The sequence below is a fragment of the Pseudoalteromonas phenolica genome, from assembly GCF_005886345.1.
GTDB lineage: Bacteria > Pseudomonadota > Gammaproteobacteria > Enterobacterales > Alteromonadaceae > Pseudoalteromonas > Pseudoalteromonas phenolica_A.
Window position 1 is genome coordinate 1 of the sequence record NZ_PNEC01000011.1, and the last position, 17,039, is coordinate 17,039.

The window sequence follows — 17,039 nt, forward strand, 5'->3', positions numbered from 1 at the left end:
AGTCGGAATGACGTAGTTGAGATTTGTGTTTTGACAGTTACTCTGAACTTGTTTCAGGGTAAAAAAACTAAGAAATAGATTCCGAAACAAGTTCGGAATGACGAGGTGGAGTCGGAATGACGTAGTTGAGATTGGTGTTTTATCAGTCACCCTGAACTTGTTTCAGGGTCTTAAGCCATAGCTAACTCTGATTTACCACCTAGCCAGCGGGCTACAAGCGGCTTCACCGTCTCAGGCTGTTGCTGCATCAAGGTAAAAGCCAGTGCGCGAACTTGTGGTAATAAGTGCTTATCACGAGTTAGGTCTGCCACCTTAAACTCGGCTAAGCCGGTTTGTTTAGTGCCAAGCACTTCACCTGGGCCGCGAATTTCTAAATCCCGCTCTGCAATTACAAAACCGTCATTGCTGTCTCTCAGTACGCCTAAGCGCTTTTGCGCAGTGACAGACAGTGGCGCATGATAAAGTAGTAGGCAATGCGATGCTATGGCACCACGGCCAACACGGCCTCTTAGCTGGTGGAGTTGGGCTAATCCTAAGCGTTCAGGGTTTTCGATAATGATTAAACTGGCATTGGGGACATCCACCCCAACTTCAATCACCGTTGTCGCAACTAACACATGGTATTCACCAGCTTTAAAAGCCGCCATGATCTCTTGCTTTTCTTGCGGCTTCATTCGGCCATGCACTAAGGCTATTTTTAATTCTGGCAGTAATTCTTTTAGTTGCGTAGCAGTGTCTTCTGCGGCTTGGCATTGTAAAACTTCAGATTCATCGATAAGCGTACACACCCAATAAACTTGGCGCTGATCTTCTATACAGGCACTTTTTACCCTTTGTATCACTTGCTCACGACGGGTATCTGGCACCGCAACTGTGGTGATTGGCGTGCGCCCTGGAGGGAGTTCATCAATGACCGACGTTTCTAAGTCTGCATAGGCGGTCATGGCTAATGTACGCGGAATAGGTGTGGCAGTCATTACTAACTGATGCGGATAGCAGTTATTAAATTTCCCCTTTTCTCTGAGCGCTAAACGTTGATGCACACCAAAACGATGCTGTTCATCTATGATGATCAATGCCAGGTTATGAAATTCGACTTGTTCTTGGAAAAGTGCGTGGGTGCCGATCACCATTTGGGCTTTGCCCGAAGCGATATTTTCGAGTACTTGAGTACGCTCTTTCCCTTTGGTTTTGCCACCTAACCAAGCAGTTTCTACACCTAAGCTATTAAACCAGTTCTTAAAACTAATACCATGCTGTTCAGATAAAATCTCAGTTGGGGCCATTAATGCAACCTGATAACCCTTGGCAATTGCAGTCAACGCACTGAGCGCAGCAACCAAGGTTTTACCAGAGCCTACATCACCTTGGACTAAACGCATCATGGGGTAGGGCTGTTGCAAGTCTTGTTTAATTTCTGCCACGACGCGACTTTGCGCATTGGTTGGACTAAACGGTAGCTGAGCTAAAAATTCGGGTTCGAGTTTATTTGTCGGTGGTAAAGACACCGCTTGCACCGCCTGACCTTTCTGGCGAAGTTGCAATAAACTGAGGTTTTGCGCTAACAGTTCTTCAAATGCTAAACGCTGCTGCGCGGGATGCTCCCCCAATTCGAGTAAACTCAAGTCGGTATCTTGAGGTGGTCGATGAAGTTGCAATACAGCATCTTTTAAACTCAGTTGATTAGGGCGATATTGCTGCGGCAAATGTTCTTCTAAATCATATTTATCGAGTAAATCGAGTGCTTTGTTGGCAATACTACGAATGCTCAGCTGCTTTAAGCCTTCGGTTGTTGGGTAAACCGCGGTTAAGGTTGCGAGGTTCGGATCTTGCGGCTCAGTTGGACAACTGCGAATGTTGTATTCTGGGTGTGCCATTTCAAGCCCTGCACGACCTCGTCTTATCTCCCCGAAACAACGGATAATTTTACCGGGTGACATGGCATTCTTTTGTGCAGCATTAAAATTAAAGAAGCGCAGCGTAAGCCTACCCGTTCCATCATTTACGTGGCAAACCAACATGCGACGTTTACCGAAGGTAATATCACTGTGCTCAATTTCAGCTTCAATACTGACATGAGTATGCGGTATTAATTCATTAATCGTATAAGTGCGTGCGCGGTCTTCGTAGCGAAGCGGTAAATGAAATAGCATGTCTTGCACAGAGGCAATGCCTAATTTAGCTAAACGTTCGGCAACTTTAGGCCCAACACCTTTGAGCTCAGTGATCGGGTAGTTGGCTAAATTAGGACTCGACATACTATTCCTTAATGACTTTTATTAGACTACTTTTGTTTAAACTTAAGCGTGTTCCAAAACGCTTTATCTGCGACAATTTCACCTGCATCATCGAGTGCAGGGTAAGGTAAGCCTTTCTCCACACAGCGATTCGCAATAATAGGATGGCAGCCTTCAAACAAGAGTTTGTGTTTAACCTCAGCATCTAACATATCGTTGCGATCGTAAAGGCCTGCTTCTTCACGCTGTCTTTGTGCTTCATATAAAATCAGTGCAGCAGCCACCGATACATTGAGTGATTGCACCATACCAGCCATTGGAATAACAATATGCTTATCGGCATGGGCAAGTGCTTTGTCTGAAATACCTAGACGTTCTTGACCCACGATCACAGCCGTCGGCTTGGTATAATCAATTTCGCGAAAATCAACGGCTTCATCACTGAGGTTGGTTGCTAACAGTTGAATGCCAGGGTTTTGTTCGCGGATCGCAGCAACTGCCTGATCGATATCATCATGCATGTGGGTCTCAACCCAGTTTTTACTGCCGCCAGAGGTGTTGTTCGTTAAGCGACGCTGATCTTGTGGCCACACAGCATGTACATGGTGGCAGCCTACAGCGTCAGCTGTGCGCACAATGGCAGATAAATTATGATGTTTATGCACTTCATCTAAACATACCGTTAGGTCGGTTTGGCGTCTGTCTAAAACCTGCTTTACGCGATGAAAACGTTTATTGTCCACGGTTACTACTCTAATTCTCAAAATTGTGCCGATTATACGCGTTTATCGTGCTTAGGGCATTACTTCACGGCAAATTGGGTTTTGCAGTGAAATCAGTGTTTCTGTTGATTGAATGGCTTCTATGGTTTGTATTTTGTTGATCAGTACATCTTGTAGATGATCGATTGAACGTGCCATAACTTTAATAAAAATACTGTAGTTGCCTGTGGTGTAATAGGCTTCTACAACTTCATTAAAGCCTCTTAGCTGTTCAATGGTGCTCGGGTAGTCACCCGCATGTTTTAGGTTAACCCCAATAAAACAGCACACGTCATAACCCAGTTGCTTTGGATCTATGGTGACTTGCGTACCAAGTATGATCCCAGCTTGCTTCATCTTCTCAACTCGAACGTGAATAGTTCCCGAACTCACGGCAAATCGTTTTGCTAATTCGGCATAAGGTGTACGCGCATTATCCATTAATGCGTGCAAAATCGATTTATCAAGATTATCGATCTGATAATTTTCCATGCTTTTAAAGGCTCATAATTTATGAATCATTAAAATTTACCTGAAATTTTTAATGAAAAATATAGCGTAAAGGTATTTTTGTTGTTGGATCTTGTTTTTATGTTCGAATTTGTTGACGATGGATTTAACAGCACAGAGCGAGCTGGGTTGAGTATACCGGTTCGCTTAACTAAAAAACTCTTTTTTGAGGCGAGAAAAACTAGGTGATAACAAGGCATAAACTTCGTTGTTTAGTGATTCTAAAGTAGAAGTTTATAACGCAGTTTGCGCCAGTTTAGCTCCTTCAAAAAGATTGAGTGTTATTGCGAAGCGGTATACCCGTCTGTGTCATCGAATATTGGGAATGAGGAACCAAATATGAAAACAAGTTATCTAGAAACACAAAAACAGATCAGTGCCGTGAAACGCTTTTTCTCGGAGCAACTAGAAAGCCAGCTTGGCTTGTTAGAAGTTCAAGCGCCTATTTTGGCTAAAGTAGGCGACGGCATTCAAGATAACTTGAGCGGCACAGAAAAAGCGGTTTCGGTGAAAGTTAAAACATTACCTGAAGCGAGCTTTGAAGTGGTGCATTCACTGGCTAAATGGAAACGCAAAACCCTCGGCGATCATGGCTTTGCTGTTGGTGAGGGGCTATATACACACATGAAAGCGCTGCGTCCTGATGAGGATAAACTATCGCCGATTCACTCTGTCTTTGTCGACCAGTGGGACTGGGAGAAAATCATCTGCGCTGACAGTGAGCGCTCTCTAACAAAGCTTAAATCTACCGTTGAAACATTATTTTCAGCGATTAAAGCAACTGAGCAAATGGTGGCGAGCGAGTTTGGTTTAACGCCATTTTTACCAGAAAAAATTACTTTTGTGCACAGTGAAGAATTACGCCAAATGTATCCTGACTTTACTGCTAAGCAACGTGAAAAAGCCATTGCTCAAGAATATGGTGCGGTATTCTTAATTGGCATTGGCGGTGCATTAGGTGACGGAGAAATTCATGATGTGCGTGCACCTGACTATGATGACTGGTCTACAGCCACTTGTGATAAGTATCAGGGTTTAAACGGCGATATCTTGGTTTGGAACCCAGTACTTGAAGATGCATTTGAAATTTCGTCTATGGGTATTCGTGTTTGCCCTGAGTCGTTAAAGCGCCAATTAGCCATCACTTCAGATGATGCGCGTTTAGAGCAAGATTGGCACCAACAGTTGATGGCGGGTGACATGCCGCAAACCATAGGCGGTGGCATTGGGCAATCACGTTTGGTGATGTTGATGTTGCAAAAACAGCATATTGCACAAGTTCAAGTGGGTGTCTGGGACGATGCGTTAAAGCAGCAAATTAGCAATGTGCTTTAAGGTTTAAAGTATTTTAATGGGAGTATAAAGCCAGTGTGATACTGGCTTTATTTTTTATTTGAATTTAGCGCTAGTTGAAGTCAATTTTTAATTGATTATCTTCGAGCTTTGCAACGCATCGAGGATAAGTTCTCTGCGTTTTATACACCCTGTCAAAAATACGAATCTCAACACCACTATTAAGCGTTTTATTTGCTATCAACTGAGCACTATCCACTATATCATGCAAGTGATGATCAAGATCGCTCAATTGCTTTTCTATATCTTTTGCTTGTTGCCTGTAATGCTTTTGTGTCGCTGATATTTTTTGCATTAGCACTTTTTTCTTTTCTTGATCTCTTAATTGCTGGGCTTTTTCTACAGCTTGTTGCAGTGTGGTAATTTGTTCATCGACTTGAGCAAGATTTTTGACACATTCATCAGTCTGTTTTGTTATAGCTATGCCATTTTGAGCTAAGAAGATATTCATCTTTGCACCTGAAGGAGTACCAATTTCACCAGCAATAACTTGTTGAGCGTCTAAGATTTCTCCACCAATTAATTTTCCGTTCGGTTTATCTCCAATACCAATCGTAATTTTGTCAAAAGCTTTCAGATCACAGTGATTGCTTTGTTTATTAAAAGTGATGTTATGACCTTCCAAATAAGCGTACTGACCATAAGCGACTTCTATATCGCCTTTGGCGATAAGCTTACAAGTTAAGCTGTGTTCAGTGGTTTTATGATCTAAATGACCTATTGCAGCTTGCTTTATCTCAATATAGCCATCGGCATGTATCTCTGCTGATTCAACACTTCCTAATACAGTTACATCACCCTTAGAAATAATTTTCATTCCAGGCTCTACATTCTTACTGACTACAACACTGCCATCAAATTCAATATGGCCGCTTTTAACACTGACTTCCTCAATAACAAAAACATCATCAACTCGCATACCGTTATTAATTTCACTAGGGCAGCCAGATGTTGTAGCAACAAGCTGCATGGGATCGTTCTGAGAAATTTCAGTACCATCACCAGCTGTTAACTCAAATGTATCACCATGCTTTGCTGGTAGGGTATCTCCCAATACATTAAAACCCTCCTGACCAGCAGTAGCAGGCATTTTAGTGGCAAGCACTGTGCCTGCTGCAACACTGGAGAGTTTGCCAAAGTCTCGCATGTCCACACTGCCATCCTCGAGTAACTTGGGCTGTTTTAGCCTTTGCTTTAAGGTGCAAACATGTAGCTTTAAAGTGGCAGGATCGCCATTGATTGGGAGCATTCCAATTGCCAAAGGCTCTGATATTTTCTCACCGGGTTGAGCTAAATGTTGCTTTTTGAGCAGTGTTTCAAGGTAAACCTTTTTATAGCCACGTGTAACCCCCGCATCAATGAGCATTTTTTTTGCAGACTCAAACGAGATTGCAGTACCACCCTGTGCCACAGTTATGCTACCAACGGCTTGCATCTTATCTTCGCAAACACTGACTTCGAAGGTCGCATCACGCTTAATGGCTACAGCCAGAATTTTTTCGGTTTTATCGCCTTTGAAAAAAGCTTTGATACTGTCATGATCAATTTCGCATTGCGAAAATGCAGATTGTTTTAATGCATTAAGAATAAAGCCTTCACTCTCTGGCGAAGCCTCTGTAATATCCATTAAAATTTTGCCATTATGTGCAAGTTTAAACAAGTGACCTACCTTACAAGAGCAATTTACTAGTACTTTAGCGTGTCGAAAAGCAATTTACTAGTGCTTTAGAGTGTTGAAAAGCATTGCAGACTAACCCCAGATTGCTTAAAAGTGAGCGCTTAGTCAAGTGTGTAAGATCATAGGTTTGCAGAAGTTATCGTATTTGCGCATTGCTATGAGTGTGATGGCTGAAGCCTAATGAAAGATATAACTGGGTGTTTAAAAAATAAAAAGCCACTTGCAGTAGAGCAAGCGGCTTAGTTTTAAAACGCTTAAAGTGTAAAGCTTAACTGCAAGCCTGCACCTACATCGTTATCACCTGATGTTTGTGCCATTAGGTCTAAGCGTACAACACCAAATGGGCTAAAGCCCAAACCTAGGCTGTAGCTGTCTTCTTGAGGGCCACTAAAGTCATGACGATAACCCGCTCGAATTTGTACCCAATCAAATGCATTAAGCTCTAAACCTAAGCGCGCATATTGACTTTCTTTGACTAAGTTTGAGTGTTGTGGTGCTGTTAAATCAATATCAGCCGCTAGGGTAACAATCTCACCATTGTAAGAAATACCCGCAATAAATTCAGGGCCAACTTTATAAGACGGCTTAATACCTTGGCTAACAACTGAGTCATAATCGTTTTCGATTAAGTTTTTAGCGATTAAGCCCACAGTGACTTTGTCATTCACTTCTGTTGCTAAACCAAAATCAATATTAAAGTTGCTTTCAGTCTTAGTGTAATCATTCGCATCAAAATCATCTTCATCAAAGTCATCGATAGACGTGACATAGTTGATTGAATCAACTTGCTGATACTTAGGCGTTACACTCCAAAATACTTGCTTGTTAGATAACGTAAATTGATTCGCATAGGCAAAGCCAATCTCACTAATAGCCGCACCCACAGCCTGTATGCGAGAATTTAGCGCTTCTAGTTCATCTACAGTTTCTGCATTCGCGATCACGTTTACATCGTCTTCTGAGATAAAAATATTAGCGTTTAAATCAATGTCAGTATTGGCATAAAGCGCAAAGCCACCAATGCGACTTGGTGAAGCCAGTGCTGCAGCAAAGTTAGCCTCAACATTAATGCCGCCATCTAGCATTGCTAAGTCACTTGAAAGTTGCTTACGAGCACGATCAAGCTCATCAGGTGACACATTACCGCCAGACTCTAGCTGCTCTAATAAATCTGATAATTCATCAAAGCTGTCTTGGAAAGTATCGATATGATCTAAAAGTTCTTGCTCATCGCGAACAAACACATTGGCAGAAGGAAAAATAATACCAAAGTCATCGCTATCGTCAGAGTGACGATTAATCAGTGCAGGGTTAATCAACACAGAAGACAGGTAATCGGCAGAAGCAACGCCGACATTTCCCATACTTTGTGAGCGAGTATCAGCTGCAGAAACAGCCATTGAAGAGGCACTGGCAAATAGTGCTAAAGCAATACGTTTTTTCATCTATGAAAACCTTTTTGTATTGAGGGCAGAAAATTGCGTTTAGTTTATCACTTAGGCGCAGTTGTTATAGAAAATTTAGATGAAAAAAACGTGAACATTAAGCTAAATCAAAATTTATCAAAGATAAACAAGGGTGTTACAAACTTAAGTATTTGCAACATTGAATAAACATTCGAAATTGCTTAACATTGCAGCGATTTTTAATAAAAACAACACACTTTGACAAAATGGTATGGAGAAAACCATGACACCCACATCAGTATTTAGGAAGGCAATACTAGCCAGCGTGATCAGCTCAACCCTAGCCCTCACAGGGTGCGGCGGATCGGATGATGATTCAAGTTCAGAAAATGCACCTCAAACCCCCACTTCAAATAAAGCCCCAACGGTCAGCATTGGTGGTGAAGATCAAGCAAAAGAACAAACTGAATTTAAGCTATCAGCAGAAGCTGCTGACAGTGATGGTTCAATTGCAAGCTATGAGTGGACGTATCAATCAGATATTGATCTAACAGTTTCAGGTGCAGATTCTGCAGAGCTAACTGTTACTTCAGCTAATATTTCTGAAGATAAAGCGGTGACATTCACATTGACTGTGACAGATGACGACGGCGCAACCGCGAGTGTTGATAAAGCCATTGTGATCAAGCGTAAAGTATCAAGTGTGACCATCACAGGTATCGTAACAGATAAGCCTATTGTAAATGCTAACTTAACCATTTTTGCGGGCAGTGCCTCGGTTAATGCATTTGCAGATGAAACTGGTCGTTATACAGCTACTTTCTCAGTGGATGAGTCAGAAGCTGATTCACTGGTTCAAATCCGTGCTACGGGTTTAGGCGACCAAGACAATGTTGAATTTGTTTCGCAGCTTAACTCAATGAATAAGCTAGTTGAGCAAGCGGGTGAAGATGGTGAACTAATCAGTGACGAAAACTTTGGTGTAAATATCACGAACGTTTCAACCGCTGAATATGCACTGTTAACACGTGAAGGCGAAGCGTTCTCAACGGATGAAGAGCTACAACAGGCACTTTTAAATGTCGATGCAGAAGAAAAAATCAAACTGGCAGCACTGATAAAAATCGTAGTTGATAACGACGACTACGAATTGCCTGAAGGCGTAGAGTCAACATTAGACCTAGTTGATGATGCTGCCACTGCTGCTCAGTTTGAAACTGAGGTAAATGCACGTGACCCTGAAATCATCAAAAAGACAGAAGAAGAAATTAAAAACGATGATGATTTAGTTTCAGGAAATACAGGCTCGTTAGTGGGCGATTACATTATCCATAACCCGCAGTATGTCTCTACGGCAGCTTATCACTTAAAGCTATCGGAAGACGGTAAAGGAACCGTTGCAGCTGTTAACCAAGTTGATATCTCAAGTTGGACTAACACTGATGGTAATGTGGAATTAGTGTTAGCTGCACCATTGATCATTAGCCAAAGTGAAGTCGCTGTTAGAGATGAGTTCGGTAATATAGTGACGGATGATCAAAACAATATTGTTTTTGACACAGTGGTATATAAAACCTCAAAGTTAAATCTCAAGGTTATTTCTGCAAATGAGGTTTTCCGCAGTATTGATTTTGTGACTAACGCACAGCGTTATGTAAATGGCACATTAGATGAAACAAGCGAAGCAAATACTTCAATCTATTCAAGTAACCTATTAGATAAGTCTAAGACATTAGCGGTAGAAAAATCAGATCTGGTTGCAACTTGGTATTTGGACATTCGTGAAAGCAATTACATTGGTGATGACGCATTAAGAGTTCAAAAACTGGTTTTCAATGAAGATGGCACAATCACGGGTGCAGGTGAAAATGAAACCGTCACTTGGTCTGTTGAAAACAATGTTCTAACCATTAATTACACTGACGCTGACTACAAAGGCTCTTCACATTTCTGGATCACTAAGTCACTGGCTGCTGGTTACCAGTTTGTTGTGTTAGATAATGGTCGTATTAAAGAAGATGGCAGTGTCGATATTAATGATGTACACGCTAAATCTGAGTGGGGCTGGTTATTCAAACAAGACGCTAGCCTAGCGATGGAAGAAAAAGACGTCATTGGTCGCTGGACAGGTTTCATAGGTTTTGATCAAGACCTGTATGACATGAATGTCGATGAAGACCTCAATGTTAGCATTGGTTTAAACCCATCATCTTGGGCTGGCCGTTTTGAAGATGGTGTATTCTATCGAGAGCGGTATGAGCAAGACGGTAACTATGTGTCATTCTGTGATATCAGCTTAGATAATTGCGAGCGAGGTCTCATGACGCATGAATTTGTTGCTGTCGCAGATGATAAATATTTCATTCGTCGCACCTATGAGTGGAATGGGGCTGTTCAGGGAGACATTTTAGCCATTTATGAATACTCACCTGAAACAGAATATACCGAGTTCACCGCAGGTCTATTACAAAGTGGTACCACCTTCTTTACTTATGATACAGAAGGCAATCTTGTTGAAGGGTCATTTACTTATTCAACCGACTATGCGGGTGACGAAGAACGATTTGTCAGTGAACTAAGTATTGGTGAGCAAACATTTACCTTTAGCTTGGTCGATGGCAAATTGGTGTATAACACCGCAAATGGTAACTATGTTGTTGAGTTAATCGAATTAACAGACACTGGTATTGCAGTGTGTACTTACCCAGAAGGTGAAAGCTGCACCGACGCAAACAAATCAACTTGGTCATTCGAACTACCGCACTTAGGCGAGTTCTTTATTAATAATCCAGATTTCTTTTCAAGCACGGTTTATCAAATCAACCTAGAGCCTGAAATTGGCACAATTAAAACAAGAGATAGCTCAGATGAAATCCAGTTCGATTGGTCATTTCAAGACGGAAAAATATTCTTAAATATCAATCATGCTCTTTGGGTTGCTTATACAGGTGATTCCCCTCAAGCTCGAGTAGAGAGATATCTAGAGTCAATTACTTTAGATATATCGAAAGATGGGCATGTTGCCGTTTTTGAGTCACAGCGACAGGAAACTGAAAATGCGCCAACAGAGTACTTTAACTTTGAGTATGAATCTAAGAAGTTAGTTGATAGTGATTTTATTGAACTTTCAGCAGAAGACATCGTTGGTAGTTGGATCATTGGAGCTGGTGCATCATTTCGAGCGGCTGAAGGAAGGTATACATTCAACGAAAATGGTACTGGTAGCGCTGTGTTAAATCCTTTTGATGGCATGGAACGCACCACTAACTTCAATTGGCAAGTACTTGGTAGTGAACTTATTTTAAATCATGAGGATGGTACAACAGAAGATGTATTGAAAATCACCAAAGACTTACGTGTTGATGGTCACCAATTTATCTTACAAAGAGAGAGTGAGTCGATAGACCAAGATAATATGGTGTTTTTAAGTTCTCGTGTTGTATCTGGGATCATGCTTAAAAATGAAGCAGATATTCAATACACAGCTGAGGATATTAAAGGTCGTTGGTTGTATCGTTCAGGTGAAGATATCACTGATGCTTGGGCCTCAATGGAAGTGTATGACGATTTAACAGTACACTTTGGCCTAAATACGAGCCCTATGCAAGGCAGCTTCGAAAATAACAAATTTAAGAGGAAGCGTTATTATAATCCGCAAACTTCTGAGATGGTTGCACCTTGTGAAGTTGAAAATGACACGTGTGCATTGCTCACTGAATTTGAGTACAACTTAATCGCACAAGATGATAATCGCAGTTACTTCCAAAGAGTGGCCAATAGTTATCTTGACTCTACTTTGTCTAGTTCATCATTTAATTTATTAGTAAAAGATAAACAAGACAGTATCGCTATTGATCATTTAGAAGAGTTTAACCTTAGCTACTTAGTGCTTGAAGATAGGAGTGATGAATCTAATCCTATTTTATGGCGCGTAGAGGAGCTTAATACAGATTCTGGTGAGTGGGTATCGGCACTTAAGGTGGGTGATGCAGAACCGCTTCCTTACACGTTTGCAGATGGCAAGATGACAATGAGAAAGCTGGATGGTCAAGTTTACAATATCGAACTTGTACCAGGCAGTAACGACAAAGACAGTGTCACAGTGTGTGAGTATTTGAATACGCAAACTTGTGAGACGGGCACGCAAATCAAGCTGCACTACCCAACACTATATTAATAACAAGGTGGGAGCCTTTGGGCTTCCTCGTTTTTGGCATGAAAAAGTAATAATTTGCCAATTTAACTCATGAAGAGATAAAAACATGGAATTTAAAAAATCAGTATTAGCCCTAGGTGTTTTAACCGTACTTAGTGGCTGTGGCTCATCAGACGATGATAAAAAAACGACTCCACCGGCCGATGAGGTTGTCGCTGTAACCAGTGACATTAAAGGGGTTGCATCTAAAGGTACTTTTATTAATGCACCTGTGCACTTCTACAAATACGTAGATGGCGCGCCGGTTAAACTAACATCAGAAGAGCTAGGTGCAGCAAGCACCATGACCGATGAGAATGGTCAATACAGTGGACAAGTTAAAGTAGACGGCTTAGTTAAAGTTGAAATTGGTGTAAGTCAAGACATCAGCAGCCCAACGTTTATGATTTGTGATGCGCCTTCAGGCTGTGGTCAAAATGCCAAAGGCGTTGCGATCTCATTTGGTGAACGCGTTAACATGACGGTTAAAGATCCGACATTCAAGCTTAGCTCTTTGATCAGTGCAGCTAAAAACGAAGGAGAAGTTGAAAACACTGCCAATATTACGCCGCTTACACACTTTGCGACTGCGCTGGCTGAGCAACGTGGCGACGTAAGTGCTGAATCTATCAGCAAAGCACAATCTGAAATTGCAGACACTTTCGGTTTAATTGGTACATTGAACGAGCTGATCCCGGCAAAAGTAGAAGATCACGCATCTTTAGTCGATGAAGATGAATCAGATAACTTACGTTACGCGCTGATCAACGCAGGTATTGCACAAGCACTATTTGTGGGTAGCGAAGGTAACGTGGGCGACATGAGCGCACGCTTAGACTCTGCCATTGCTGATTTAGTTGCTGCAGACGGTGCTTTCTTAGTGAGTAGTGAGCACGATGACGATGCCGCATTTGAATTGACGCTTGAAGATATCTTAAAAGGTGCAGAGCAAGCGACTCAACAGATCATCGTATTGATCAAGCAAGATCCAGTGCTTGCTAAAAATTTATCTCGCATTGCTGACTTTGAGCTATTAGTAACCAAACTAAACAACGAAGTTGCCAAGAAAAAAGCTGATGCGGGTGATGATGGCCGTTCTAAAGGTACCGAAACAGACACGACTGAAGGCGATGCGGTTGCAAAAGCAGCAGCTATGGTAAATGACGTACGTGTTTTTGCTAACTTATTTGATGTTGCAAATACATCGGGTAAAGAAGTGCAGACGCAAGGTGAAGAGTTTGTTCAGCTGGTTGAAGATGCCAGTGTGATGGTTGAAGAACAAGCTGATAGCTTTAAGTTATTAAGCGACGTGAGTGAAGCACTAGCGGTGATTGATTCATTACGCCGTGCTGAGCAAATCACTGAGAAGACAGTGCAACTTGATAACTACTTGGCAACGTCTGGTGCAACCGGTGTGGTAACGTTAGAAGAAGATGGTTTAACGTTTAATGTGCAAGCATCAGCAGGCGCTGAGTCACTATCAGCCAATGCTGCGATTACGACAAATGATGCAAACACTGAATACACGTTAAAGATTGACGGCATAATCGAGAACGATGCGGCTAAGTTTACTTTAAATGAAGGCACACAAGTTTCGGTTTCATTGAACAAAGCGGTAACAGTAGATGAATTGAAGTCAGACACTTTCGATATAGAAGCGCATGGCATTGAAGCGGTTAAAGGTGCTTTAAACCTAGAGCTGACACTGGCACAGAAGAAAACTGAAACTGTGACTAACCCAGTCAGCTTCAATGGTCAATTAAGTGCTGAGTTAGTACCTGTGATTGTTGAAGAATTGAATTTTGACAATACGCACTATGCTTACCAAGCACATGTTACTCCGACTGTTGAAAAAGACACGATAGCTGTACCAACTATGATTAATTTAAGTGGTGCATTTAACTCATTAGAAGGTGACTCGGTAACTGCTAATTTCACTGTTAATGTGGCCAATGCGAGTGGGTATCAAGCTGCAGGCTTTAGTTACTATGGTCGTTTAGTTGATGATGTAGCCAGCTTAAAATTTGAGTCTGACAATGTTGCTCAATTATCTAATCAATCTGAGGAAGTACTATCTACGCATACTCTACTTCGCTCTGGAGAGAAAGGTATTTTTGCTTATGAGGTTGCAGCTGGTAATACGACTGAAACTATTTGGTCGGGTGAGTTTAATGGTAGACAGTACCTTCTTAAAAAAGAGCATGTAATAAATGGCAATATTCATGAGGTTAACTATCGATTTTATCGTATAGAAAGTCTTGATTATGGATACGAATTACAATACACCAACATTTATGGCGATGTGACTGATTTCAACGATGGTCAAGTTGTGGTTGATGGTACATCTGTAAATGTTGAGGACTTGTATTGGAGCTATGATCAATACTCTGATGAAATAGACTTTTTCATTGAGTTAAAAGGGTTCGTTTCTGAGCCGCAAAAAATTCTAAATCTGCATTCGTTACTAAGCCAACCTGCATATCAGCAGAGTCGTATGATTAATGCGGAAAATATTGGTTTAGCTTTTGCTATCTTCCCAGACTCACAGCCTGAAGTTGGTCAAAGTGTTAACCTTGCGGGCCGTTTAATTTTAGAGCAGTCTGATATGACTTATGATATCAGTGTTAATGAGAGTGGCTCTGAAATACAGGGCGAACTAGGTCCTAAAACGCTTTCTTTTGCAATGGATAAAAATGAAGATGGCTCATTTACATTTGTGCATCTAGATGCTGTTGCAGAAAAATATTCAAATACTGTAACTGTGACTTTAGCTACGCTTCAAAGCACTGAATCTACAAAGCCATACTTCTTCTCAGATAAAACTGAGTATATTGATTACTCTGAAAAGAGCTCTGACATTCCACCACCAGAGCCTTTACCTGAAGAGATAACTGCGGGCTATTATTTTAATCCAGTGCAAAATGGTGACTCTTACTCATTTGAAGCCTATAGAATTAGCGGTGTTGCCGAAGTAAATGATGACAATCAGCTAGTGGATTCAACTGGCGAGCTAATCAAATATGAAGAGTATGAGTTTTATGGCTCTTTTTATAGCTTAGAGAGTGCCATTAATTACTTTAATAATTATAATTTTTCGTTAAATTCTGAGTATCCTGCAATTGATTCTATGCGTATGAGAAATCTTTCGACTTACATCGAAGATAAAGGTTATTTCCAAGTAAGCTTATACTCTTACGGTGAAGGTCAATCGACTTCTTATGCAGAGCAATTACAACCAGGTGCAACAGTTGCTGTACCAACGTACCTTGACCCTGCAGACACTTTTGAACTTGAAGATGAAGACAACTTCTTAGACATCAGCGCTGCACTTAACGTAGACGTGGTGCTTGGTGACTATGCGGTTGATTTAACTTTAAGTGGTGTGCGCACCGAGCTTGAACACGGTGAATTTGATCTTGATATTAAATACGTGATCCCGGGTTCTGAAGCGCAGCGTAGCTTTATAGTAGAGTACGATACAAAAACTGAATCACTATCTGCGAAAAATGCGGAGGGTGTAAGCTTAGAAATCATCGAACCTGAAACTGTTGAAGGTGAAGAAGTAGATGAAGAAGCTGAAGTTGAAATCGGTAAGATCATGGTCGGTGAAGAAGTCGCTGCAACTATCTTGAAGCGCGGCAGCATCGTATTGATTAAATATACTGATGGTGCAATTGAGTCACTATAAAGTGAATTAGATGCACTAATGAGTGCTAAGAAGGCCAGTTTTTACTGGCCTTTTTTATACCTGTGTTCACGGTATACTAACAATTAAAATAAAAAGTTATGGACAATAATAATGATAAAAAAACTGTGTTTAAGCACAGCGCTTATAGTGTCGGCCAGTAGCTTGGCGCAACAGAATGAGATTGAGTTTTACTTAACTTCGAATAGCTTCACCGATATTGCCCCAGTATTACAAATTGCGGATGATGACTGGCAACAAGGCCCACAAAGTGATGCCAGTATGGGCTTTTCGCAATCGCGCTTTGGGATGGCATATAAACATCAGTCGCTAGCGAATTTTCGCTGGCACATTATGCAGCGTGTTGACTATCAGTTAGCCACCAATCCGCAAACGGCTTTGGGTTATTATCAAGAACAAAACGAGATACCACTGACCACGTATGACGAATATGACGTTGATATAGACTTAGTCGGCGCTCGAAATCGTGGCTTAGGTATTGAGTATCAAGAACAAATCGGACAGCTCGCGGTCTCGATACAAGTAAATTATTGGCAACTAAACTATTTACGTCGCTCAACAGTCAGTGGTGCGGTATCCGGTAAAGAAGATTTACAGTTGTTAGGTAATCTCGAATTTGAAGAGTTTTATACAGATAACAATTTCTTAAAGCGTCCAAATAATGAGGGAGAGTGGCAAACTTCAGGTGATGGATATTCACTTGATGTCGCTTTTACCTATAAATTATCTAACAGCTTGTTGCTTCATGGCGAGTTTGTAGATTTAGTCAATCACTTCGAAATTACTGGTACGGGATACACACAAGCAGATATCAATACCAAGGGAAGCTTTGTTGATAATGTTGGTTTTAGTAGCTTTAGGCCTTTGCTTAAAGGTATAGAAAAAGAGCAGAGCTTTGAGTTTGATTTAAATAAACAAATGCAGCTAGGGCTAGATTATGCAAAAGGTCCTTTTGTGTATCATCTAAACACCTTTAAACAGGGCGATAAGCAGTTCACTCAGCTAGGAGTGAGTGAAGGCGCATGGGGGTTATTAATCGATCCTGTTAATAAAGTGGTCGATGTTAAATATCAAGGTGAATCTATAGATTGGCAGCTGGGCTTAGATAAATTTAACCCTAATGATGCATTGGCAATACGTATGGGGTTCAGCGGCACAATAGCTTGGTGATTTTGGATTAATTAAAAGATTCC

General features: G+C 41.2%; 9 protein-coding genes. 4 read left to right on the forward strand and 5 right to left on the reverse strand.

Annotation, left to right across the window (positions count from 1 at the left end):
- Window positions 1-170: 170 nt before the first annotated feature.
- Genes recG through asnC form a run of 3 tightly spaced genes read right to left on the reverse strand, consistent with a single transcriptional unit; the run spans window position 171 to window position 3,490 of the window.
- A complete protein-coding gene (recG, locus tag CWB72_RS06175; RefSeq protein ID WP_138629985.1) occupies window positions 171-2,258 on the reverse strand; it encodes an ATP-dependent DNA helicase RecG in 2,088 nt (695 codons plus the stop codon).
- 26 nt (window positions 2,259-2,284) lie between these two features.
- Window positions 2,285-2,980 carry a tRNA (guanosine(18)-2'-O)-methyltransferase TrmH gene (trmH, locus tag CWB72_RS06180; protein ID WP_138629987.1) on the reverse strand — a complete coding sequence of 232 codons (696 nt, stop codon included), beginning with the start codon at window positions 2,978-2,980 and terminating at the stop codon, window positions 2,285-2,287.
- 51 nt (window positions 2,981-3,031) lie between these two features.
- Window positions 3,032-3,490, reverse strand: a complete 459-nt coding sequence (gene asnC, locus CWB72_RS06185) for a transcriptional regulator AsnC (RefSeq protein WP_058031017.1) — start codon at window positions 3,488-3,490, stop codon at window positions 3,032-3,034.
- Window positions 3,491-3,847: 357 nt separating this feature from the next.
- Between asnC and asnA the strand changes: the two genes are divergently transcribed.
- Complete coding sequence (gene asnA, locus CWB72_RS06190; RefSeq protein WP_138567819.1) at window positions 3,848-4,843, forward strand: aspartate--ammonia ligase; 996 nt, start codon at window positions 3,848-3,850, stop codon at window positions 4,841-4,843.
- A 70-nt stretch (window positions 4,844-4,913) separates the two neighbouring features.
- On the opposite strand, the gene CWB72_RS06195 is transcribed toward asnA, so the two are convergent.
- Complete coding sequence (locus tag CWB72_RS06195) at window positions 4,914-6,521, reverse strand: DUF342 domain-containing protein (protein WP_138629989.1); 1,608 nt, start codon at window positions 6,519-6,521, stop codon at window positions 4,914-4,916.
- Between the two features lie 272 nt (window positions 6,522-6,793).
- A complete protein-coding gene (gene traF, locus CWB72_RS06200; RefSeq protein WP_138567821.1) occupies window positions 6,794-7,984 on the reverse strand; it encodes a conjugal transfer protein TraF in 1,191 nt (396 codons plus the stop codon).
- A gap of 244 nt (window positions 7,985-8,228) precedes the next feature.
- Between traF and CWB72_RS06205 the strand changes: the two genes are divergently transcribed.
- The 3 genes from CWB72_RS06205 to CWB72_RS06215 all read left to right on the forward strand — a co-directional run bounded on the left by CWB72_RS06205 (window position 8,229) and on the right by CWB72_RS06215 (window position 17,016).
- Window positions 8,229-12,122 carry a PKD domain-containing protein gene (locus CWB72_RS06205; RefSeq protein WP_138629991.1) on the forward strand — a complete coding sequence of 1,298 codons (3,894 nt, stop codon included), beginning with the start codon at window positions 8,229-8,231 and terminating at the stop codon, window positions 12,120-12,122.
- Window positions 12,123-12,207: 85 nt separating this feature from the next.
- Window positions 12,208-15,828: a hypothetical protein gene (locus CWB72_RS06210; RefSeq protein ID WP_138629993.1), complete on the forward strand. Its 3,621-nt coding sequence runs from the start codon at window positions 12,208-12,210 to the stop codon at window positions 15,826-15,828.
- Window positions 15,829-15,939: 111 nt separating this feature from the next.
- Window positions 15,940-17,016, forward strand: coding sequence for a hypothetical protein (locus CWB72_RS06215; protein ID WP_138629995.1), 1,077 nt, complete (start codon window positions 15,940-15,942; stop codon window positions 17,014-17,016).
- Window positions 17,017-17,039 lie beyond the last annotated feature (23 nt).

Coding starts and splice junctions, on each gene's coding strand:
- asnA (WP_138567819.1), top strand. CDS start 3,848: ATGAAAACAAGTTATCTAGAAACACAAAAACAGATCAGTGCCGTGAAA.
- CWB72_RS06205 (WP_138629991.1), top strand. CDS start 8,229: ATGACACCCACATCAGTATTTAGGAAGGCAATACTAGCCAGCGTGATC.
- asnC (WP_058031017.1), bottom strand. CDS start 3,490: ATGGAAAATTATCAGATCGATAATCTTGATAAATCGATTTTGCACGCA.
- CWB72_RS06210 (WP_138629993.1), top strand. CDS start 12,208: ATGGAATTTAAAAAATCAGTATTAGCCCTAGGTGTTTTAACCGTACTT.
- recG (WP_138629985.1), bottom strand. CDS start 2,258: ATGTCGAGTCCTAATTTAGCCAACTACCCGATCACTGAGCTCAAAGGT.
- traF (WP_138567821.1), bottom strand. CDS start 7,984: ATGAAAAAACGTATTGCTTTAGCACTATTTGCCAGTGCCTCTTCAATG.
- CWB72_RS06215 (WP_138629995.1), top strand. CDS start 15,940: ATGATAAAAAAACTGTGTTTAAGCACAGCGCTTATAGTGTCGGCCAGT.